Here is a 21,945-nt window from a genome sequence, read left to right as displayed (position 1 = left end):
CTTTGTCTGAGTTAGTACGACAACCATAATCGATGGGCACCTCCCACCGTCACCGTCGTCGTCCTTCCCCGACGCAACGTTTGGTCCTTCTTTCGCCTAACCTGGTGACGATTGCAACCCTCAACGGAATCCCACGTCCGTTGAGATCCCACCTCAACGCTAAGGGTAGACAGCCAAAATGAGCACGACAATTCTTGCGATTGCCGGCAGCACTCGGCGCGATTCGTTTAATCAGAAAGTTCTTGATGTAGCTGCGAGCGGAGCTTCTGCACTCGGAGCTCGAGTTCTCGATGTTCGTCTTGCAGATTACCCAATGCCGATGCCGAGTCCGAGGGCACAAGCGGCGTACCTGAGAACGCTTTGCGCATTCAGGATATGCTCGCGGAGAGCGACGCCATCCTCATCGCTTCACCTGAGTGTAACGGTGGTTACACCCCAATTCTCAAGAACGCGCTTGATTGGTGCAGCAGAGCGACGCGAGCCGGCACGCCCGGGCTTACCCTCTTCGCTAACAAACCAGTTGCAGTCGTCAGCGCTTCGCCAGGCCCACTTGGTGGCGCTAAATCGCAAATTGGTATCAAAATTGTTCTTGAGAGACTGGGACTTATCTTGATACCACAATCGTTCTCGTTGGGTCTCGCTGCATCTGCGTTCAATGAACAGGGAAAGCTAAAGGACACAAACGTGGAGAAACTCTTGCGCGCGGTCGGCGAGTCGCTTGTTGGTCTCACAAGCAAACTTCATACAGCTACAGTCTAGTGTCGAACTGCCGAGCGATGCACAGTAGTGCTCCACAACGGCCCGAGCAGCCATGCTAGGGCCGTTTTCGTAGCTACGAAGGCGGAATGTCTCGATGATTTTTTCCGCCCGAGTCTTTCAAGACACCATCCCAGTCAGACGCTCGCTTGCGGTCCAAAGACGTGCTGCAATGTCGGGATCAATCGCCCAGCTTTTTACACCCGGGTAAGCGTGTCTGCAAGGCCGTCCGATTGCACATCTTGAGGCATCACGTTGGCACGATGTTTACCGGTCCGCGTGTCCGTAACCGCAGCGATTTTTCAATCAGCCGTTGAAGCTCAAGGGAGTTTTCGAGAGTTTCTTCCATGATTTGCAGCAGCTGTTCGGCGGATGCTGTATCGGCTCCTCTCTCACGAAGCTTTTCGACTCGCTCAGTCTGAATGGCGATTCGGCGACGCCCCTCGGCGATATGTCGCTCGGTCAGCGCAAGGCGAGCAGCCTGGTGATTTTCGTTGTCCATTTCCGTCTCCTTTCGAACTGCCCGCTAGTGTCCACGAATCGCTGGCAATTCGTTAATCTGACGTTGTGAGCCAATACAAGTCGGCAGGATACCTGCGGTTCAGCGGGCGTGTAATAAGAGGTTGAAGATGAATCCGATACAGTTGCGTTTCCAAGAGACAGGATATCTCATGGCAGCCGATCGACTGCGATCGTCAATCATGAAGGGCGAGATAACGGATCGCTTCAAGATTCGTAACGAGATCCTGTTTCTGATCGAGGTAATCGATGCGCGGAAGTCCCCCTCGCTTATAGTTCAATCCGCCCTGAACGTTGCGCGCTCACACGCAGTGCTGGGTCAACCATTGCGGGCATTGGCTCGTGTAGAAACGTTGCTGACTGAGCATCGATAGATTTGCGTGAATGACGCCTCGCAACAGGTTTTATAGGTTGACGGCGTCAGGCAGTTGCTGTCCGCATCCTGTCGGCAACGACCCACGGTGTGAGTTCGTCGATGCGATTGACTGCGTGGTCAGCGATGCGAGCAAGCACGAAACGCAAATACCCTTCAGGATCGATGCCGTTGAGTTTTGCGGTGCCAACGAGGCTATAAATTGCGGCAGCACGTTCGCCGCCGGAGTCGGCTCCAGCAAACAAATAGTTGCGTCGACCGATGGCCACCCCACGCAATGCGCGCTCGACTGGCAGATTGTCGATTTCGAGCCGGCCATCCTCGCAGTATCGGGTGAGCGCTCTCCACCGGTTCAACGCATAGAGAATCGCCCGGCTCGTATCGGATTTGCGCGAGAGCGTTTCCAGCGTTTCTATGAGCCACGTATGGAATTGATCGAGTAATGGCCACGCATGCTTCTGGCGATATGCGCAGCGCTCGTCTGGCGGTTTACCCCGGATCGCCTCCTCAATTTTGTATAACGCGCCGATGCGTTCGAGCGCCTCGGTGTTCAACGCATTGGGGCGCGCCGCGTGCAGTTCGTAGAATTGTCGGCGAGCGTGCGCCCAACAGGCGGCCTCCGTGACGCGCCCTGTTTCATAGATGGCCTGGTAGCCGCCGTACGCGTCAGCCTGCAGCGTACCCTTGAACGCATTGAGATGCTGCTGCGGATGGATGCCCTTGCGATCCGGCGTATACGCGAACCATACCGCCGGCGGGGTCATGTCGGCCGATCCGCGATCATCGCGCACGTACACCCACAAGCGACCGGTCTTTGTCTTGCCGTTACCCGGTGCTAGTACTGGAACCGGCGTGTCATCGGCATGCAGTTTTGTGGCCGACATGACGTGATTACGCAGCGAATCTACGAGCGGACGCAGCAGCGTCGCTACGTGACCGACCCACTTCGCAAGCAGCGACCGATCAAGTTCGACGCCTTCTCGTGCGTAGATAACTGACTGCCTGTAAAGCGGCACGTGATCAGCGAACTTCGAGACCAGCACGTGTGCCAGTAGCCCAGGCCCGGCGAGGCCCCGTTCGATGGGACGGCTCGGTGCAGAGGCTTGGACGATGCGGTCGCAATACGCGCAGGCAAATTTCGGACGCACATGACGAATCACCCTGAAGCTCGCTGGAACGTACTCGATTTGTTCGGCGACGTCTTCGCCCAAGGACTTCATCTGACCACCGCATTCGGTGCATTTCGCGGCAGATTCGGGCAAGTGTGTTTGAATCTCGCGCGGTAGATGTTCGGGCAGTGAGTTACGCGGTGCTCGTTGTGCGGCCGTGCGCGGCGTCTTCGGGAGTTGAATCGGTGCCGCACCTTCGTCGGTCTCAAGCTCTTCAAGACGCAATTCGAGTTGCTCGATCTGTCGGTCCAGTTTCTCCGACTTGCGACCAAACTGCATACGACGCAGCTTGGCAACAAGCAGCTTTAGATGTTCGATTTCTGCTGCGCGCGACGCCAGCGCGGCTTGTTGCGAGTTGACCGTCTCTTGCAGACTGAGCAGCATCGCCTTCAGCGTTTCGACATCGTCGGGAAGTGGGTTCGCGCGCGTCATGCAGTCAGTCTACGCCCCACGAGCGACGTTTACAACGCTGAGCTTGGTCGCGCCGTTCTCGCCGGGTGCCGCCAGTCTATGCCCTCCAACAGCATCGATAGTTGCGCCGGACTCAAACAAATGACGCCACCGTCGGCCTGAGGCCATACGAAGCGTCCCTTCTCAAGTCGCTTCATCAGCAGGCACAGTCCATCACCACTCCACCACAGGACCTTGAGCAAATCACCGCGCTTACCTCGAAACACGAACACGTGCCCGTTAAAAGGATCGCGCTCAAGAACGGTCTGCACCTTGGCCGCAAGACTGTTGAAGCCCGCTCGCATGTCGGTGACGCCTGCAGCTAACCAAATGCGAGAGCCGAACGGTAGGCCAACGGCCGACGGCAACATCAAATAGCTCATCGGGCAAGGCCTCGCACGATCTTAACCAGTGTTGCGATTGGCGTGTCGATGTTCAGGCGTAGCCGGACTTCTCCGCATTCAATCTCGTACATACTAACGCTGCCCGACGATGAGCACGCCCCAGCGTCCGAAGCAGGCGGCGCGACTGCCACAGGCAGCCAGTTTAGTTCGCGCGCCTCAGTCGTAGAAACGTCGGGTAAGCCGAAATCGCCAGCCAGATAATGCCGACGCCACTTGAAAAGCAAATTGGCGTTGATGTCGTGTTCGCGAGCGATGAGTGCGGCCGATGCCCCTGGCCTGAGCGTTTCCTCAACGATCTGCCGCTTGAACTCAACTGAAAAGTTTGGTCGCTTGCATCGTTTGGATTGCGCGGCGTTGTCCACTATTGCGTCCACCATTTATTTGGTGGGCACCAAATTAGCCAAACTCAACGTCGAAATCTACACGGTGCTGGGGCCACGCTTACACACCCGGTCCAATTCCATCTTCAGCTGCCAACGACGCGACGTCACAATCTTCGCAGTAAAGGCCTCCCAATCCGTCAAGCTGTGAGCTGACTGCGCACCACAAGGTCGTAGCGGCGCCCTGCTCAACCGTCTTGAAGCCCGGGTCCTCGGCAGTTTTCAAAGTCCCGTCTTCTTTGACCGCCCCCATCAGACGGTAGTCATCGATGGTCATATGCCGCGCCAATGGCGTAAATATTGAACCTGGGTGCAGAGAGAAAGCCCTTATCCCCTCTTGTTTTGCAATCTGATCAAGGTGAAGAGCAAACAAAACGTTTGCAGTCTTCGATTGCGCATACGCTGTCCACTTGTCGTAACTACGTCGGCTGAAGTGCAGATCCTCAAGGTCTACGCCACAAAGTTGATGGGCTCGTGACGAGACGCTGATTACCCTTGCGCCTTCTGCTTTTCGCAAAGCCGGCATGAGAAGCTGAGAAAGCTGAAAATGCCCAAGATGATTCGCACTAAATTGCTGCTCAACGCCGCGATTATCGCGGTGGAGAGGTGCAGCCATCACGCCAGCATTGTTGATCAACCAGGCAAGTGAGGATCCCTTCGACAGAAAGCTGCGCGCAAAAGACTGGATTGAGCTTGGATTGAGGAGATCCAATGCGGCAACGCTCACATTTTTTATGCCGAGAAGTGCTCGCTCAGCATTGGCCGTATTGCGAGCCGGCACGACAACGTTCGCCCCTGCCGAAGCGAGGGTGCTCCCAATTTCAAACCCCAAGCCCGAGGATCCGCCAGTAACGATGGCAGTTTTGCCTGCTAAATCGAGCCCCGCCACGACCTCCCGAGCGGTCGTCGCTTCCCCGAACCCAGATTGCAGTGGTACTTGTTTCGAAAATTCGCTCATGATGTGCACTTGGTTGTATGACATCACGAGTTTCGCTGCTCCGAGCGATCAGCGGAATGCACTACCGTCCGAGATTTTGTCGCGATCGTCCAAAAGCAAATCGATCAACGCATCACGTTCATCGTGACCTCGGAGCCAGGATCATTCCTCGCACGCTTTCTGTAGTCTGTTGGCGAACAAGATGCACTCCGCTTGAACGCACTGCTAAAGGCGCTATCCGATACATAGCCGAGCTTTTCAGCGATCCAGGATATTGGTCGTTCGCTCTGACGAAGGTGTCGTCGCGCTAGGCGCATGCGATGCTCAATAACGTATTCGAGAGGGGCCATTCCTACATTTTTCTTAAATTGGAATGCGAATGTCGATCGTGACACGCCAGCCGCCGCAGCTAGAGACTCTACGCTCCAAGCTGCGTGTGGGCGGTCATGAATGGCCTCAATCGCCTTACGACACTTCTCATCCCGGAGCGCGCCCAGCCAGCCCGGTGGTCGGTCTCCGTCTCTACTTACGGTAACGCGTAAGACTTGTAGCAGGAGAATTTGACCTAGGTGCTGACGCATCAAAACGGTTCCAAGCGATGGAAATGCAAGCTCACGAGAGAGTTGATCTAACGCCCATCGGATCACTGGGGCTTCACTCGTTCCATCGCGCACAACCGTCGCAGGTTCGAGTTCTCCAACGGCTCGCTCGATTTCTTCACAGAAGTCGAACTCGCCACCGATAAGAAAAACATCCGCTCCGCAAAGCCGCGCCACGCCGTCCGGATTTTGAGCAAACAGGCTTGCCGCGTCCACGGTCGGTGCCAACATATCGCTTGCAAGTCGAAACGGCTTACGCTCTGCGAGCAAAAAGCAATCTCCTGCCGACAACAGCACCGGAACTTCTCCAACCACTCGAAGCAAACATTCACCGGTCACCACGGCGACAAACTTCAATCCACTCGGTGCGGGAAAGTCGACAGCCCACTCCACTCCCGCTTGCAGACCAGCGTAATGGGCGTTACGTGTCACTATCGTCGAGAGTAAGTCTGAAAGCGCGTCCACGTTATTTCCAACACCGGTGCGACATGTTGAAACTAGGAATAGCCAGCTTCAATCCAAGCCTCCGCCAGGCAAGCCTGAGGAGCAGCGAACCTTCCAGTGTCCTCTAACAAACAAAACATCGAACGAACTGCGCAAAGGGCGCCAATTCTCGCGCGGGTGAGCGTAGTTCCGGGTCAACGACGCAGTGGGATGGCCACCAGCGTCCTTTACGTTGACCGATACATAATCGTGGACCGCGCAACCAGCATGAATGGCCTTGTCCCTGTCTTGAGTAAACGCGGGCACCTCGTCAAGGTAACGCTGAACATAGCCACGGATAGACTCTTCATTCGCCATTGTTTTTCCCTTCCAGACATCCAGATCATCAGGAGATTGTCGACATACGAACCGCTTCGCATCTTGACACATCTATGAGAACCCGACATTCGTTCGCTACCGTAGTACACAGAAGCCCTCCATAAATCATCGAGTTATCGACGATTCTCTTCAAACGTCGAACGTTCCGCGAAATTTCGATGACTAACGGATAATCTTTACAAAAGCGTAGTGTCGCAGGGATCTTTATCAAACGGCGAGTACGAGCTCGTTTGACAGATTTCTTGGTCATATAGGGGCTTATACACTTTTCGGGAGAACACCGAAACCGTTGCTTTAGCGCCAGTGAGCGCGACTGCGCCAAGCCGCCGACGCTAGTGCTTAACGATTCGAAACAACCAAGCAAGACGATGTCGTCTTGACGATGTGAATCATGCGATGTCGACTTTCCACGTCGAGGTACAAGGAAATGAACCGCCTTATCAGTTGCTCAATGCTCATGCTTGCTATTGCAGCGTTCGCGCCAAACTCATCCGTCCCTGCACACGCGACCGAACCCACTATGAACGCAGGCCAGCATCTAGAGGCAACGAACCCGCCCGCTGCTTCTGCGACCTCGGCCGGAAGCTCGTCAATCCAAATTTCGCCGGTTCAGCAAGCAGGGATCGATACATCTGCGCCGCCAATCTCAAGGCGTGAAGTCACTCGGAGTTCTTACTCTCCGCCTATCGACGAATATAGTCGATGACCTGCACCGAGCGTTGTCGCACCGCTCGTAACTGTCATATGATGCGCTAAGCTGAATTGAATATTGTGCAGTGGTATCTTGCACAACGTGCGATTTGCCTACCAGCCAGGTTGTCAAATGCTAGGTTGAATGTTCTCAATGAAGGTGATGCATAACGTGGATCTCTGCGATCAATGCAGTGATATGTATCATCAGATACCCCCTTTACAACACGAAGGACTGGTTCCGTTTGGAAAGGCTCGCGGCTGCGCTCGCTCGGCAGGCCCGTCATCATAGTACGACACTTTGAATGCAAACACTGCAAGGCACATTGGATACAAGAAGTCGATGACGGTAACGGTATGTCAATGGACTGGATTTGTCTTCACGGCCGCGCAAGCATCCTTACGCCAGAAGTAGGCGCCGAATCAGCGACTCGTCCTCGCAGTGCCGCTTCTCGAACCGACCGGGTACTAAGGCGAGGGCCTGAAATACTCGCGGCCTTGCTACGCCGCTAGCCACATCGAGAGTAGCTAGGCGTTGGTGTCGGAGCTTCTGTCAATCGAGAAATAGTTGATTTGAGACAGCTTACGCATCGCCAGCACCGTCACGGGTTAGGTAAGGACACTAGAACCAACATCATGAAAGCACGTGTTTCGATTTCCTTTGGCATTGACACGGAAATAGTCCGTGCGCATGACAAATCGACGGCATCAGGAGCGCTTTCAGGCGCAGACCTGCTGCAATCGTCCGAATCACAGACGAACGTGCTCGCCATACTTGACCTTTTTCATAGGTATGCCATCAGGTCTACGTGGTTCGTTAATACGCGTTCCATCGAATTGCTGCCAATTCATGAGGTTGTCATCCGCGGACATGAAATCGCCGTCCGAATCCCAGACGCCTCTGAAGCCTCTCTCGCAGCCGATTGGATGAGCGAAAATATCGCGAGCGTTATCCGCCTAAGTGGGCGTGCGCCCGTGGGGTTCACCGAGCCCACGATCGCGACAACACCGACGGCGCGCGGCGCTTGGCGTACATATCCCTTCATGTACTCTTTTTCGAGGCGGTATGGCTACTACTCCTGCGCTGAAATCCGGTCGAGTGAGCGCTGGCACCTCGTTGACGCAAAAGCTGGGCATCCGTGGCGACGCGATGTTCACCGAAACCTAGAGACAGCAGTCATGACAATTCCCGCCAATTGGTGTCTCGACGAGCTTTCCAGCGCGCACGAGTTCAAGCACAGTGGCGACCACCATGGCACGCGTGACATAGCAGACATCATCAAGGTCTGGCAATCTCAGATTGCATACCTCGGCGATAGTGGGAGCGAAGCAAACATAACGTTCTGGGTCAAGCTATCGGTACTTCGCCATCTCGAGCCGTTGCTCATGCTTGAGCGCTTTGTTGAACGCGTGCGAACTGGTAACAGTGCTCAGTTTAAGACGCTGGAACAAGTCGCAAAAAGCTGACCGAGTGCAAAAGTGACACAGCTGCTTTCGTGTCGAATACGCAGATATTGCGCCAATTCGAATTCTCGTAACAAAGCGACATTCGGACTTTTGCCACAAAACAAACGTTCAAGCGAGTGTCGCGCCGTCCGCTAGCCGCTTAGCTGCTGCAGTCCGTCGCCAATTGCCCGAGTGAAAGAATCCCGCTCACCAACTCTTTGCCATACCGCCGCCGGTTGTCCTCGTGTCGCTTAGTGTGGAATACTCGCCGAGTCGCTTCGACGATCGCTCGATCCATCCAAGTTAACGCAAATGGTATGAACATATGGAAAAGTCCGATGACGACGCCTGCTCAATTGTCCGTGAGCGGAGCAGTGCCCTGACGCCTGTCGTCATTCAGCTTCCCTACGATTGCCACACGGGGCCGTGTTCGATCAAATCGAATTCAGAACTGTTCTCGAAGAAACCGGATGTTGAACAGCAAGCGGCATGGTGGAAATACGCTCTCCTGAATCGAGGACGTTGGTCTGGAACAAAGTATCTAAAGGAAGCACAGCAGTCTCGTGCCATGAAGCTTTGGAGCGAGTATTTCGAAACGTCTAATGCTTTCACCCTTAATCGACCGCTGCCGATTGCAATCGAGGTCGACCTGCATTCGACTTCTGAGCACGACAACACGCATCTGCGTGTGATGCCATGGGAATTTGTCGTCGACTCGGTTATCCAAGCCTATCGGCCGGCTGAATCCGAAAGAGAGCATCGAGTACCCGTGCTCCGTCATTGGAGCAAACCCGGTGCACAGCGACGGACATCACTTCCAGAAAATCCGCGCGACTGGAAGATACTTGTCGTACTCTCAGCCCCAGGCTTCATTAGTTCAGAATACCACCTCAAATCTGAGCGCGACTTTCTCTACGAGATCTTTTGTTCCGAGACTTCATCCGAGACAAAGTCAGACACCTCGTCTCCAGACACCGATTGCTTTAAGACGCTGTGGACACCGACATTCGACGAAATTGTCGAAGAACTCGTGGCGTTTGAACCCGACATTGTCCACTTTGCAGGCTGCGACATTCGCCAAGCTATCGAGCTGACGGCAACTCCGTACACCCGGGAACACGAGATGCGAATCAACCAGATGCGATTCGCTGATAACCCCGACGTTCTTAGGCCACGCGCAGTCGTCGAACTTGACGGGTATGCCCTTCTACATAAAGACTCGCCTGTTCTGCAGGGAGGTCAGGCCCAAATCGACCTAGTCTCTCAGGATCGACTATGGAAGCTCTTCGATCAGCATAAGCCCTTTCTGGTTTGCTGGAATTTGTACCATTCCGGACAGATTGCGGCGTCAGCGGTTGGCCTAGGCAAAGTGTGTACATCAGTTGGATTTCAAGACAGCATCGATGACGGACTTGCAGAAGAATATTTCGACGAATTCTATCGCGGCTTGGTGGCAACGAAGGGAGCCGTGGCGCTCGCACACGTACGAGGCTGGCAAGCCGTGTTGCGAATGAAGTTCAGCCTCAATGGTTCCGGCATCGTGTTTTGGACGTCACAGTCAAACGTTGAGGATCTGGAGCGGGCCAACGCGCGCGCTCTGGCAGAGCCGACAAAGACGACCGAGATTGAATGCCTGCCGGCATCGCCGAACAAGCCTGATGGCTTCTCCATTGATGTTAAGGTGCCAGAAGGTGGTTTGAACTATGCACAGCTCCACCAAAAGCAGTACCCCTTTAGCCGATTTCGAATTTATTTAGGTAAAGGGCAGAAACTCTCTGACGTCGACCTCGAGGTGAAGCTGAACGGCGAAGACCGCGAGTTGTGTTATCGAACTACCCTCAGTATCACCGCGCCGTTCGAAGATCTTCGAGAGAAGATTGAGTTTCCTTTGACGGCACCGCTCTCACGCTCATGCCGCGAGAGCGTGGCGACCACTCTTTCCGTAACGGTTGCAAAAGGCGACCGCGTTCTGCACAGCGATACGTATCCTACGCGACTGCTCCCCGCCGACCAATGGCGCTTCGCTGAGGGAAGCGCGTACACCCTTGCATCTTTTGTATTTCCTCGTGACGCGGAGACAGAGCGATTGATCCTAAACGCGCAGAAGTATGTTCGTGTTCTGCGTGACGATCCGATGGCCGGGTTTGACGGGTACCAGGCCTCTGACGTCGCTGGAGTCGATCTACAAGTGCGAGCCATTTGGTCTGCGCTGTTGCACGAATATCGTCTCGGCTATATCAACCCACCTCCCGCATACAGCCAGCAGTCCGATAGCCAACGGTTGCGCACTCCTACTATGGTCCTTACAGGCGGATGGGGCACGTGTGTAGATCTAGCGCTGTTGTTCGCGGCAGCGTTGGAATTAGTCGACATTTACCCCGTCATCTTCGTCTTCGAAGCTCATGCATTGGTGGGTTACTGGCGCAGTCCCGAAGCACACGACAGTTTTATTCGAATGGATCGTCGAGGCGATACCGATCCAACCGACTGGGAAGTAAATTCTCACGCAGATACGAGCGGGATGTTTCTTTCATCGTCGTCCGAGGAAATACTTAGCTATCTCGAAAGCGGCGAGCTAATTGCATTGGAGACAACTCTTCTTACGGCCTCGGAAGGCTTCGAACGAGCTATGCTAACGGGTGCGCGAAATGTCACTGACGCAGTAGATTTTGACTACATGATAGATCTTCTGAGTGCAAGAGCGGCCCAGATCACTCCCCTACCGCTACATGCGGTCTGAAAACGATGACTACATCTGCAGAAGAGAATTCAGCTGCGAGTGCCGCTCTCTTTCAAAACATGGCGAACGTGTCGCTCGCGCAAAGCGCGACCGTCACTTACGCCATCGCTGCAACCCCTGCTAGCAATCAGACGATCCAGTCGCCTCAAAAGCTACGGCGTCGGGGTTCCGCAAACTTGGGGGCACCCACTGCCCAAGTTCGGTTGGTAGAAGACAGTCAGGGGCTCCTGCATTGGGACTATGAGTCCACCCATGCGGAACGTGGTCTGACAACCACTGGTATCCGAGGAAGTTCTGCCAGGGGTCAATATCGCGCGAGTCAGAAGGCGGGGTCCGTAGTAGCCAGCACCACCGTAGCCGAGATCGGCGTCAACAAAGTAAACGCTGCGCTTGAAGGGCTTGATCGGTTGCTGACGCCCCGTCAAGGGCTACGTCAGTACGCGGACGGAATCCTTCGCGAAGACTATGTTGCGCAGCAGGGGCTGAAACTGGCGTCCCGGATACTCCTGTTCATTCATGGAACGTTTAGCAAGGGAGATATGTATTTTGAAGAATTTGCGGCAACGACGCACGGACTCGACTTTCTAAAGGCTATCGAGAAGAAGTACAGTCACGTTGTTTCTTTCGATCATCCAACACTGCATGTTAGCCCGGTTCTCAACGCAATCGACTTGGAGTTTGCATTGAGCCAAGCAGAGCTTGATTCGTCAACGCCAATAGACGTTATTTGTCACAGCCGCGGAGGATTGGTGGCAAGTTGGTGGTTGCGCACTACCAAGTTCAAGGTGGAGCGCATGGTAGCAGTGGCGTCGCCCCTACAAGGCACGAGTCTAGCCTCACCGTATCGAATCCGCTACTTGCTCGACTATTTCGCGAATTTCTCGAAGGTAATCAGCATGGGGTTGGCATCGGCAGCGGCGGTGCCTTCATTCGCTAGCAGCCTGATGATGGGAGCAAGCGGACTCGCAGGCGTGTTGGGTGGAGTGACCGGAGCGTTCTCCGCCACACCTTTTGCCGACGCTGCTATCGGACTCGTGCCGGGTCTCAATAGCATGTCAAGAGTGAGCAACAACGGAGAGTTGAACAGACTCTGGAATACGCCCTCCCGTTCCTTAGCATCCGTCAAAACCTTCGTAATCACATCGGATTATGCTCCAGCAGTCGGCACGGAAGCTCTTACGCTCTGGGAGCGCATTCGAAAAATGCCATGGCAAGTCGCCCACAACGTATCGGAGAAGCTTTTCCCCGGATCGAATGACATGGTGGTTGACACCAGTTCGATGTATGTGCCTAGCAGCAGCCTCGTCACCCCAACCGGGCTTCAAGTTCTGAAGGACGACCGTTTCGAATTTCAGCGCGAGCACGCGGTTCATCATTGCAACTACTTCGCTCACGAGAGGACGGTTGACAGACTCACCACCTGGTTTGAGCTTGCCGAAGGAGAGAGCAACGGCGCATAGACGTCGACACGGAGAAAGCGGTCGGTATCTCCACCGGAACGCAAAGTCATCCCGAACCGTGCCCTACGCCGAGCCTCCTTTTATGCCCGTCCATGCTTGTCGTCTCAATGCCAGAAAATGGCTAAAGCGACGCCGCCGAACAAGCACCATTTCATCACATAATAGACTGTGCGGTTCCACGCTTTCAATGACTTCCCGGCACGTCGTGAGTTATCGTCGGAAGTGGTGTATGCGGCGTAGGGAAGAGGCAGGAGAAGGCGGTGGCGATTGAAGGAGAATGTTGCTTCTCACGGTAACACTTCCTCAATCGAACTCCACCACCATGGCGAAACATACGCAGGAAACGAGCACCAGTCAAACAGCAGAAACGCAAATTGAGGGCGTGCCCGGCCTGGACGATCTGATCCAGCAAGGGGCGCGGCGAATCATCCAGCAGGCAATTGAGGCGGAACTGGCGGCGATGCTTGAGCAGTATTCGAATGTGAAGACGATGGACGGCCGGCGTGCGGTCGTGCGCAACGGCTACCTGCCAGAGCGCGAGATCGTTACGGCGGTGGGCCCGGTACCGGTCAAGGTTCCGAAGGTTCGCGACCGCTCGGGCTCGGGCATCAAGTTCAATTCATCGATCGTGCCACCCTATGTGCGCAAGTCACCGCGCGTGTCGTCGTCGTTGCCGTGGCTGTACCTGCGTGGGGTGTCGACGGGCGACATGGGCGACGCCCTGTCGGAGCTATTGGGCGAACAGGCCAAAGGGTTGTCAGCGAGCGTTGTGAGCCGCCTGAAGGCCGCCTGGGCAGACGAGTTTGAACGATGGAACAAGCGGGACCTGTCGAGCTCGCGCTGGGTCTACTGGTGGGCCGATGGCATCCACACGCAGGCACGAACGGAGGATTCCGACGGTCAATGCCTGCTGGTTATCATCGGCGTGAAGCCGGACGGCGAGAAGGAGCGCGTTGCGCTGTGCGACGGTTACCGCGAGTCGAAGCAATCATGGATTGAACTGCTGCTCGATCTGAAAGCGCGCGGCCTGCAGGCGCCGCCGCTGCTCGCGGTAGGTGACGGCGCGATGGGACTATGGGCGGCACTCGACGAGGTGTTCCCGCAGACGCGACATCAGCGCTGCTGGTTCCATAAGGTCGGAAATATCCTCAACGCGATGCCCAAGTCGCAGCACGGCAAGGCCAAGGCAGCGCTCGCAGAGATCTGGAATGCCGCGACACGCGCCGATGCGATTGTTGCGTTCAATCAGTTCGTCGACGTGTACGTGGCCAAGTACCCGAAGGCGGTCGAGAAACTCACGAAGGATCGAGACGCACTGCTGGCGTTCTACGACGTTCCTGCGGAGCACTGGCAGCATGTGCGGACCACGAATCCGATCGAATCGACGTTTGCGACGGTACGCCATCGCACGAGCCGCACGCGCAACTGTCTGTCGCGCTCGACCTTCCTCGCGATGGCGTTCAAGCTGATTGAAGCGGCCGAGCAGACCTGGAGGAGGATTCGCGGTGCCGAGAAAATTCATCAGCTTCTGAAGGGTGTTCTCTTCAAAGACGGAACCCCGGTGATTGACAGCACACCGGCTCCTCAAGCGCTGGCCGCCTGATCATGCCGTCCCGCCCGCATACACCAGTATTGACGATTGCTCGCACGTCGTACGGCATAGATGTAACGGAACGCACGATTCAAGCCACCCGTGCGGTCACCAATTTCATTTGGTGACGCCGCGGAGCGCATTAGAAAGCTGCCGACAACATTGATGACACTCTGCGTCCAGTAGTACCTCATTGGGCGTGCAATATCGCAGAAAAGGATAATGCGATCGTCGTTAGTGGTGTTTGCCGCGTGGTGCATGTAGGTTTCGTCGAACACCACATCCTCGCCGTCACGCCACGAGTAGGGAATCCCGTCGACCACAATCGCGCAGCCCTCATCGTTCGGTGTAACCAGACCAAGATGGTATCGCAGCGAACCTGCAAAGGGATCTCGGTGCGGATTAAGCTTCCCCCCGGCGGGAAGCATAGCGAACATAGCCGCCTTGACCGAGGGAATGTTCTGCAGTATCTCCACCGAACGTGGGCACAATGCCGAGGCAGACGGATGAGGTTCGTCATACCACTTCAGATAGAAGCGCTTCCATCCCGTCCGAAAGAATGAGTTGAAGCCGATATCGTTGTATTTTTCCGCGGCTTGAATGCGTTTCGCGTCTTCGAGAGCCAGTGCTTCTTCACGAAACACACGCCAGTTAGCTCTCAGGATGGCCAACTCGGTGAACGCCGCCGGTGAAACATAAGGTGTGTTCGGTACCTTCGAGAACAAATAAGCGAAACAGTTTATCGGCGCAGTAAATGTGGAATGGTCAAAAATTTGCCTGAAGAAACTGCCGTGCCGCGCCCTGCCTCGAAAGTGCGTGTAGGTAGCACACGTTAGAAAAAAAATTAGAAAAGCCCAACGCATGGCTCTGCTCGTTGCGAATTGATTGTCCCGAGTATATGGCCTCTTGTAGGGACCTGCAGGGAACAACGCATTGGTGCAGAGAAGCGGTCAGCGCCTTCGTGGAGCCTGCGAAAGCTCCCACCAGCAGGTGCTAACCCGTTGCCGAATCCGCATATGTTTTAGGGCGACGCTGCCCCCCGACGACGGGTCCGCGCTAATTATTGTTTAGAAAAACTATACAACTATCCTGTTTAAGTGAGAGGCCCTTTGGCTCTTAAAGTACTTACCCTGTCCGGTTTAACTGGACAGGGTTTTGTACATTAATGAGCAGCAGGATGGTCGTTGTTAGGACGAGGGGAAGACGCAATGGCAGCGGGCATCAAAAAGCTGAAGATCCTACAGGCACGGCGGCTTGTGGACGTGACACCCTCGCCCTGCGCCCAAGCCAAATGAATTAAGCGCTCTCTAGACGGTGCCCCAGATGTCTGCGAAGCGGAGGAGGCCGGTTCCGGCGTGACAGTTCACGTATTCGAAAGATGGGGTCGTCCCAATGACGAAGACCTCATGCCACGACACAAAATCTCTTTCCGCGCCATATTTACGACGCATGGCCAACGCATGTTTCCAAATATCAAGATGGCTTTTGTGACTCTCAGTCCAGTCCTCGAGATGCTTGAGCGAGAGGATGTAGACGTGCTTGCATGTCTCCCTGAGTTCGTCGCCCTTCTCGTTCAGATGAGTGATATGACGCATCGACAAACATCCAGTCTCCTCCGGGTGTTCGGAGAGATACGACATTCCAGTCTCGAGTTTTGGGCGCATGTTTTCATAGTAGTCGTCAAGCTGCTCTCCCTTAGCTTGTGCCCAAAACTGTCCCGACCGAATGCTCACGAGGTTAGGTGGTACATCCACGCGAACTCGTTTGCGTGCGCCGTCCCTAAAGTTGCCCACAGGCACGTTGTCGCCGTAAGGCGAATTCAACTCGTCGATCGCTGAAATCGGAAGTCGGTCGCGCATTGCACCGAAGTACCCCGCGACATACATCGCCTCCAGTTCGCAATCGTTCGTACGAGCAACACCACCGAAATAGTACGGCTCAGAGAAGATAGTTTCCATTCTGTCATAGGGAATAGCGAGTGTTTCTCGCCAATAGCCACACCCTTCCGTCTCACGATCGGCCGACTTGAACCATGCATTGACCGGGTTTGAGTTCTTCCAAAGTGCGAAACGCGTCAGTTCAGTCCAGTATGCGACAGCGATTGAGTTGACCACTCCTTCTGCGTCGACTTCGCGCATCTCTTCAAAACAATCGGGTCCGTATACGCTCCCGTAGGCGGCACGCATCCGCTCAAAGAAGGCTTGCTCGGCAGCGACATCGTCTGACTTCCTCTGAATCGCGAAGTAGTCGCAAACGATGGTGGTCACCGGAGTGCGCCAGCGAACTTGATATTTTGGCGTAGCTGGTTTGAAGTCTCCCGGACGCCTCGGGTCAATGACTCGTGGATACTCAAAGTGAAAGCTCATTCTTCACTCTCCGTCGTCGGAGATTGAGGCCAACCAGGCGTGCCGAGGTTTTGGCTCGATTCGTTGACTAGCAGCCGGAATACATCCGGTCGAGAATAGTGACCGACTGCATCGAGATCAAATTTTGCTCGTGTAATGTCGTCAAGATCGATGTCTGCGATCAAGACAGCTTCTCCATCGAAGTTTGGACCGGCTAGCACGTTTCCCAAGGGATCGATGATGCAGCTACCGCCCACGGTCACGATGCTATCACTCGCTTGATTCTGGAACGCCGGGTAGTCCTCCGGATAATCCGAACGTCGAGCGAATTGGTTACTGGACAGAACGAAACAACGCCCTTCGAGCGCGATATGTCGCATTGTAGGAAGCCATGTCTCGCGACCGTCGGCCGTGGGAACACACAAAACTTCGACTCCCTTTTGGTACATCGCGGCACGAAAAAGCGGCATATAGTTTTCCCAGCATATCGATGCGCCGATTTTTCCCACGTCAGTGGAAAACACGGGCATGGTGGAGCCATCGCCACGCCCCCATACCAGACGCTCTGCCCCCGTAGGTCCGAGTTTTCGATGCTTTCCAAGATAAGCGCCATCCGGGCCAAGGAAAAGCGCGGTGCAATATAGCGTTCCTCCGTCGCGCTCAATCACCCCGATCACGAGATGCACGCGATTCTCCTTCGCGATATCGCACAGCGTTTTTACTGCGGGTCCAGGGATGTCGACGGAACTGTCCCAATATCGGCGGTACCATTCGCGGCCTTCAGGGTCACGGTGGCCGACGACCGTGTTGAACGTTATGCCTCGCGGATAGGCCGACAAAAACGCTTCCGGAAAGACGACCAATTGGGCGCCCTGTCGCGCTGCGTTTTCAGTTAGATCTCGTACTTTAGCAAGACTTTCCGGAAGGTTGAAGGAAACAGGTGCGGCTTGAACGACTGCAACGCGACGATTTTTCGGCATGAGTTTCTCCTTGCTTCAATTTTTTACTGCTGCACGTGTCGAAGTTGTCGGGCTCTCTTCCTGCTGCGCATGTTCCCGGAGAAAAAGAGCACCGACTACGCATGTCAATGCTGCGAAAACCACTGGGTACCAGATTCCGAAATAGATGTCGCCGGTTGCAGTGACCATCGCAAATGCCACAGCAGGGAAAAACCCACCAAAAATCCCGTTTCCTAGGTGATACGGAAACGAGAGAGCGGTATAGCGGACTCTGACAGGAAACATCGAAACCAATGCTGCAGCCAGCGGCGAATAGACCATTGCGAAATAGGTGCAGAGTATCAACAGCATTACTACAACCATCGGCTTATTGACTTGTGCGGGGTCCGCCTTCTGACCGTAACCAGCGCCACGGATCGCACTTTGGAGCGCCTGCGCATCGTAGCCTTGTAAGAACTTTTGACCTATTTGGACGCTCGGCACCGAAGTCGACTCATCCGTGATATTTAAGTAGGGTACGCCGGCACGAGCAAGCGCCTCTTTGATCTTGTCGCATTCGCCAACCGGAGGTGTGTTACCTAAAAGATTAATCTGAAACCTGCACTCACCAGCGGCGGCACGGACTCTCACCGGATTACGGACCGTCGCCGACTCGAGCGCTGGATTGGCAAAGTGCGTGATGCCATGAAATATTGGAAACGATGTCAGTGCGGCCAGGAGACAGCCAGTTAAGATCACTTTCTTGCGACCGATCCGGTCTGAGATCGCCGCGGCCGTCCACATGATGGGGAGACACAGCAAGAACGCAGTCCCACTTAAGAAACTCGCCGTTCCAATGTCGAGGTGCAGCGTCTGCGTGAGAAAGAAGAACGAATATGTCTGACCTGTGTACAACACGGTTGTCACGCCCATTACCAAACCGAAGAGCGCGACAAGCATTGCCTTAATGTTTTGCCAGCTCCCAAAGGTCTCGCGAATCGGTTGTTTAGCAGTCTTGCCTTCAGCCTTCAGGCGCTCATACACTGGAGATTCGTGAAGAGTGGTGCGAATGTAGATAGAAACGGCCAACATCACAGCCGACAAAAGAAACGGAACGCGCCATCCCCATACTTCAAATTGATCGCCGAAGATGCTTCGGCAAGCAAAGACCACCACTAATGACAGAATGGTTCCCCCTGCGCCCGTCATTTGGATCCAACTGGTGTTACGTCCTTCTCTCCCCTTCGGCGCGTGTTCAGCAACGTAGATTGCCGCGCCGCCGTACTCGCCGCCGAGTCCGAGCCCTTGAAGCACACGAAGAGACAGAAGGAGAATTGGGGCAAGCACACCGGCTTGCGCGTAGGTCGGGAGTAGGCCTACGCAGAAAGTGGATCCGCCCATCAAGATGATCGTCATCAGGAAGGTGTGTTTTCGCCCAATCGTGTCGCCAAGCCGACCAAACAAGAGCGCCCCAAGCGGCCGCACAGCGAAGCCGATGCCGAAAGCTATCAAAGCGAACAGGTAGGCACTCGTTGGTGACAGCGCCGAAAAGAACTGCCTCGAAAATACGGACGCAATCGCGCCATATAGAAAGAAGTCGTACCACTCGAACAGTGTCCCGAGCGTAGACCCGATAATGACCATTCTCTCTTCAGATACTTCACGTCGATCTGACACGACACTTCGCATCTCCATCGCCTCCTCCTCGAGCTCAAGCTCTTGTTCGAAGTAGAAATGCTAGGCGACAGGAAACCTGCAGTCACAAAAACCGGACATTCTTTGTATAATTGAAGATAGATCGCTGAAAACATTGCATTTTTTATGTACCATTCGAGCGAACGAAATCGGCGTGAAGTCTTTCGCATCGCAACATTTTCAGAGGTTAACGGTTGGCCTCCTTAAGACGCTTGAATGTTTGGCTAACGTGAGGAAGAGGCTTCCCGCTTTTGGCCTTCAAAACTCTTGCTGGTTTCGATCGTTCGGGTCGCGACGAAAATTTGGACGTGGAGCTTACCTATTTTCCCCATCCGCAGACAAAAATCTAATTCAGTGCAAGGCTTTGGTGCTGGCCTCGCCAGTCCGCAATGTGGATATGCCCGTGAAGTTGTCATGTGTCGTTCGCTCCCGAAATAATAAGTAGGTCGCCGTTTGAGTTTAGGTTCGCATAACGAACCGGCTTTTTGGCAAGGATAGTTGCCCCCTCGATTACACCGATTGGCGGGATGGTGTAGTGCATCTGTGCGCGTTGTTCCCCTTATCAGGGACGTTTAAATTCTTGGTAGTGGATATCAACGCCTTGAGCAAGAGGGACAAACATGTTTGAAATTCGCCGTAGTAACGAACGAGGTCACGCCAATCACGGATGGCTCGATTCGTATCACAGCTTTTCGTTTGCCGGCTACTTTGATCCTGAGCACATGCAGTTCGGCGCGTTGCGAGTTATCAACGAAGACCGCGTAGCTGGTGGACAAGGTTTTGGCACGCACGGACACCGTGACATGGAAATCGTGAGTTACGTGCTCGACGGCGCGCTTGCACATCGTGACAGTATGGGCAATGGTTCTACGATTCGCCCTGGTGACGTTCAGCGTATGAGTGCGGGTACGGGCGTGCAGCATAGCGAATTCAATGGGTCCGAGACGGAAACTGCACACTTTCTGCAAATTTGGATCCTTCCGGATGTTCCCGGGAGCGCACCCGGCTATGAAGAGAAGCGATTTACTGAAGAGGAAAAGCGTGGCCTGCTCCGCCTGATTGCGTCTCCTGCTGGCGACGACGGTTCGGTAAAGATTGGCGCTGACACGCGCATCTTCGCAGGACTTTTCAATGGCAGCGAGCGAGCAGAATTCGATGTGCCGGCCGGCCGCCGAGTGTATGTCCATGTGGCGCGAGGAAACGTGAACGTCAATGGCAAGTCATTGAAGGCCGGCGACGCTGCCAAGATCGAAGACACGACTAAGGCGATGTCCCGAAGACAGTTGAAGGTTGGGACGGCGGGTGCGGCATAGGTTAGGCAACCTTCCGATCATGGTCAATTGATTTCGAGCGTGACCGTTTCAAGGCCGCAGCGAGAATCCAGAGTTCATTCACGCCGAGGATTTTTCGGAAGTGCTTCTCAGCTTCCAGGAAGCCCGCGGCTGTCCAGCGCAACGCCATGTCGGCGTCGCGATAGCGCTTCACGCGCCCCGCGACACGGCGCACCGCGCCGTTGGGATTCTCGATGATGTTGGTCGTCGACAGCCCGCGCATGAGCGCCGGCGTCAGGCCCAGCTTGTTCACCGTGAAAGTTTCCTCCAGCCCCTCGAGCAGTGCGGCCGAGGCGTCCGGATAGTCGGCCTTGAGCCACGCCGCGTGCGTCTTGAGCTTGGCGATGCCATCGTCGGTCGACAACTTGTAGGCGGCCTTCATGATCGCGGCGGTTTGCGAAACGCTCTCCTTGGGCAGGCGCTCGAGGACGTTGCGCTGCTTGTGCACACGGCAGCGCTGCACGTGGGCGCGTTCGCCGAAGAACTCCTCGATGGCCGAGCGCAGCGCTTTGGAACCATCGATCACGAACAGGTATTCGCGATCCGCAGGCACGCCGCGCTCGATCAGTCCGCGCAACAGATCCTTGACGACCTGGGCGTTCTCACTCGACCCGCTCGCGAGACCCAGGAGGTGTTTCTCGCCGGGGCTGTCCACGCCGATAGCGGCGATGATGTGACGTGAGTCGACGATGATGCCGTCAAGGTAGATCGCCAGAAAGTCCTTGTCATCGAAGCGCCGCCCCATCAGCTCGGTGAGCGCCGTCTGGCTGGCCTTGATGAACTCGCGCGAGACGCTGCTCTTGGAGATGCCAACGGTGCCGGCCATCTCGGGCAGGACCTTGGCATATTTGCGCGTCGACACGCCCGTGACCATGATCTCGTGCACGCGCTCGGCGAGCCGCGGATTCTCGTTCAATTGCTCGTAGGCGGGGACCGGCACTTCGCCGCCGCCACGACGCCGAAGGCGCGGCCGCTTCACGTTCAACTTGCGTTCGTCCATCACAATCTGGCCTTGCTGCGAGCCGTGCCAGCGGATCTCGCCGCCTCTGCGGCCCGGATGCTTCTCGCCGGCGACTTCCGTCGCCGAGATCACCAGCAGTTGCTCGACAAGGCTACGGCCGGCTTCGTGCATCAACTCGTCGATGCTCGCGCGGGTGTTCTGAATCAGATCGAGCATGGGCAACAGGAGCTGACTGTTCTCGGCAAAACAGGCACGCAGTCCTTCCGGGTCCTGCTTGGGCACCACGTGCAACGGCGCGCTGGCGCTTTGGGGCTTCTTCTTGGTACGCTTCATTTGGCG

16 protein-coding genes and 2 pseudogenes are annotated in these 21,945 nt (G+C 55.2%); 6 read left to right on the top strand and 12 right to left on the bottom strand.

Annotation, left to right across the window (positions count from 1 at the left end):
* The first annotated feature begins 178 nt into the window (after window positions 1-178).
* Window positions 179-759, top strand: a pseudogene (locus tag LY284_RS29265) (NADPH-dependent FMN reductase).
* A gap of 247 nt (window positions 760-1,006) precedes the next feature.
* On the opposite strand, the gene LY284_RS29260 reads toward LY284_RS29265, so the two are convergent.
* The 6 genes from LY284_RS29260 to LY284_RS39115 all read right to left on the bottom strand — a co-directional run bounded on the left by LY284_RS29260 (window position 1,007) and on the right by LY284_RS39115 (window position 6,052).
* Window positions 1,007-1,258, bottom strand: a complete 252-nt coding sequence (locus LY284_RS29260; RefSeq protein ID WP_233389633.1) for a hypothetical protein — start codon at window positions 1,256-1,258, stop codon at window positions 1,007-1,009.
* Window positions 1,259-1,695: 437 nt separating this feature from the next.
* Complete coding sequence (locus tag LY284_RS29255) at window positions 1,696-3,249, bottom strand: IS66 family transposase (RefSeq protein WP_008348724.1); 1,554 nt, start codon at window positions 3,247-3,249, stop codon at window positions 1,696-1,698.
* A gap of 29 nt (window positions 3,250-3,278) precedes the next feature.
* Window positions 3,279-3,650, bottom strand: a complete 372-nt coding sequence (gene tnpB, locus LY284_RS29250) for an IS66 family insertion sequence element accessory protein TnpB (RefSeq protein WP_008348726.1) — start codon at window positions 3,648-3,650, stop codon at window positions 3,279-3,281.
* Window positions 3,647-4,033 (bottom strand): transposase, encoded by a 387-nt coding sequence (locus LY284_RS29245; RefSeq protein ID WP_233389630.1) that lies wholly within the window; start codon window positions 4,031-4,033, stop codon window positions 3,647-3,649. The genes tnpB and LY284_RS29245 overlap by 4 nt, the downstream gene beginning before the upstream one ends.
* 79 nt (window positions 4,034-4,112) lie before the next feature.
* The gene (locus LY284_RS29240) at window positions 4,113-5,033 is read right to left on the bottom strand and encodes an SDR family NAD(P)-dependent oxidoreductase (protein ID WP_008348729.1); all 921 of its coding nucleotides are present in this window, start codon (window positions 5,031-5,033) and stop codon (window positions 4,113-4,115) included.
* An 80-nt stretch (window positions 5,034-5,113) separates the two neighbouring features.
* Entirely contained in the window at window positions 5,114-6,052 is a 939-nt protein-coding gene (locus LY284_RS39115) for an AraC family transcriptional regulator (RefSeq protein WP_008348731.1), read from the bottom strand.
* A gap of 1,683 nt (window positions 6,053-7,735) precedes the next feature.
* On the opposite strand from LY284_RS39115, the gene LY284_RS29230 reads away from it, so the two are divergent.
* From LY284_RS29230 to LY284_RS29220, 3 genes are all read left to right on the top strand, one after another.
* A complete protein-coding gene (locus LY284_RS29230; RefSeq protein WP_008348736.1) occupies window positions 7,736-8,566 on the top strand; it encodes a polysaccharide deacetylase in 831 nt (276 codons plus the stop codon).
* Between the two features lie 304 nt (window positions 8,567-8,870).
* Window positions 8,871-11,285, top strand: a complete 2,415-nt coding sequence (locus tag LY284_RS29225; protein WP_233389628.1) for a hypothetical protein — start codon at window positions 8,871-8,873, stop codon at window positions 11,283-11,285.
* 5 nt (window positions 11,286-11,290) lie between these two features.
* On the top strand, window positions 11,291-12,745 hold the full coding sequence (locus tag LY284_RS29220) for a triacylglycerol lipase (protein WP_233389626.1): 1,455 nt from the start codon (window positions 11,291-11,293) through the stop codon (window positions 12,743-12,745).
* Window positions 12,746-12,849: 104 nt separating this feature from the next.
* On the opposite strand, the pseudogene LY284_RS29215 reads toward LY284_RS29220, so the two are convergent.
* Window positions 12,850-12,951 (bottom strand): annotated as a pseudogene (locus LY284_RS29215) (lipid A hydroxylase LpxO); the annotation flags it as partial.
* A gap of 116 nt (window positions 12,952-13,067) precedes the next feature.
* Between LY284_RS29215 and LY284_RS29210 the strand changes: the two are divergent.
* The gene (locus LY284_RS29210; protein WP_008343776.1) at window positions 13,068-14,348 is read left to right on the top strand and encodes an IS256 family transposase; all 1,281 of its coding nucleotides are present in this window, start codon (window positions 13,068-13,070) and stop codon (window positions 14,346-14,348) included.
* On the opposite strand, the gene LY284_RS29205 is transcribed toward LY284_RS29210, so the two are convergent.
* The 4 genes from LY284_RS29205 to LY284_RS29190 form a co-directional block, all read right to left on the bottom strand.
* Entirely contained in the window at window positions 14,330-15,199 is an 870-nt protein-coding gene (locus LY284_RS29205) for an aspartyl/asparaginyl beta-hydroxylase domain-containing protein (protein WP_309243222.1), read from the bottom strand. The genes LY284_RS29210 and LY284_RS29205 overlap by 19 nt on opposite strands.
* A 444-nt stretch (window positions 15,200-15,643) precedes the next feature.
* Window positions 15,644-16,702, bottom strand: coding sequence for a phenylacetaldoxime dehydratase family protein (locus tag LY284_RS29200; RefSeq protein WP_008348740.1), 1,059 nt, complete (start codon window positions 16,700-16,702; stop codon window positions 15,644-15,646).
* Complete coding sequence (locus LY284_RS29195) at window positions 16,699-17,661, bottom strand: carbon-nitrogen hydrolase family protein (RefSeq protein WP_083909440.1); 963 nt, start codon at window positions 17,659-17,661, stop codon at window positions 16,699-16,701. Before LY284_RS29195 ends, LY284_RS29200 begins: the two co-directional genes overlap by 4 nt.
* A gap of 15 nt (window positions 17,662-17,676) precedes the next feature.
* Window positions 17,677-19,314 carry an MFS transporter gene (locus LY284_RS29190; protein WP_008348742.1) on the bottom strand — a complete coding sequence of 546 codons (1,638 nt, stop codon included), beginning with the start codon at window positions 19,312-19,314 and terminating at the stop codon, window positions 17,677-17,679.
* Between the two features lie 620 nt (window positions 19,315-19,934).
* Between LY284_RS29190 and LY284_RS29185 the strand changes: the two genes are divergently transcribed.
* Window positions 19,935-20,627, top strand: coding sequence for a pirin family protein (locus LY284_RS29185; RefSeq protein ID WP_233389624.1), 693 nt, complete (start codon window positions 19,935-19,937; stop codon window positions 20,625-20,627).
* Window position 20,628: 1 nt separating this feature from the next.
* On the opposite strand, the gene LY284_RS29180 is transcribed toward LY284_RS29185, so the two are convergent.
* Window positions 20,629-21,939, bottom strand: a complete 1,311-nt coding sequence (locus LY284_RS29180) for an IS256 family transposase (protein WP_008345072.1) — start codon at window positions 21,937-21,939, stop codon at window positions 20,629-20,631.
* Window positions 21,940-21,945 lie beyond the last annotated feature (6 nt).

The sequence above is a fragment of the Caballeronia sp. PC1 genome, from assembly GCF_021353155.1.
Lineage (GTDB): Bacteria > Pseudomonadota > Gammaproteobacteria > Burkholderiales > Burkholderiaceae > Caballeronia > Caballeronia cordobensis.
This window is presented reverse-complemented; position numbering and strand designations above follow the sequence as displayed.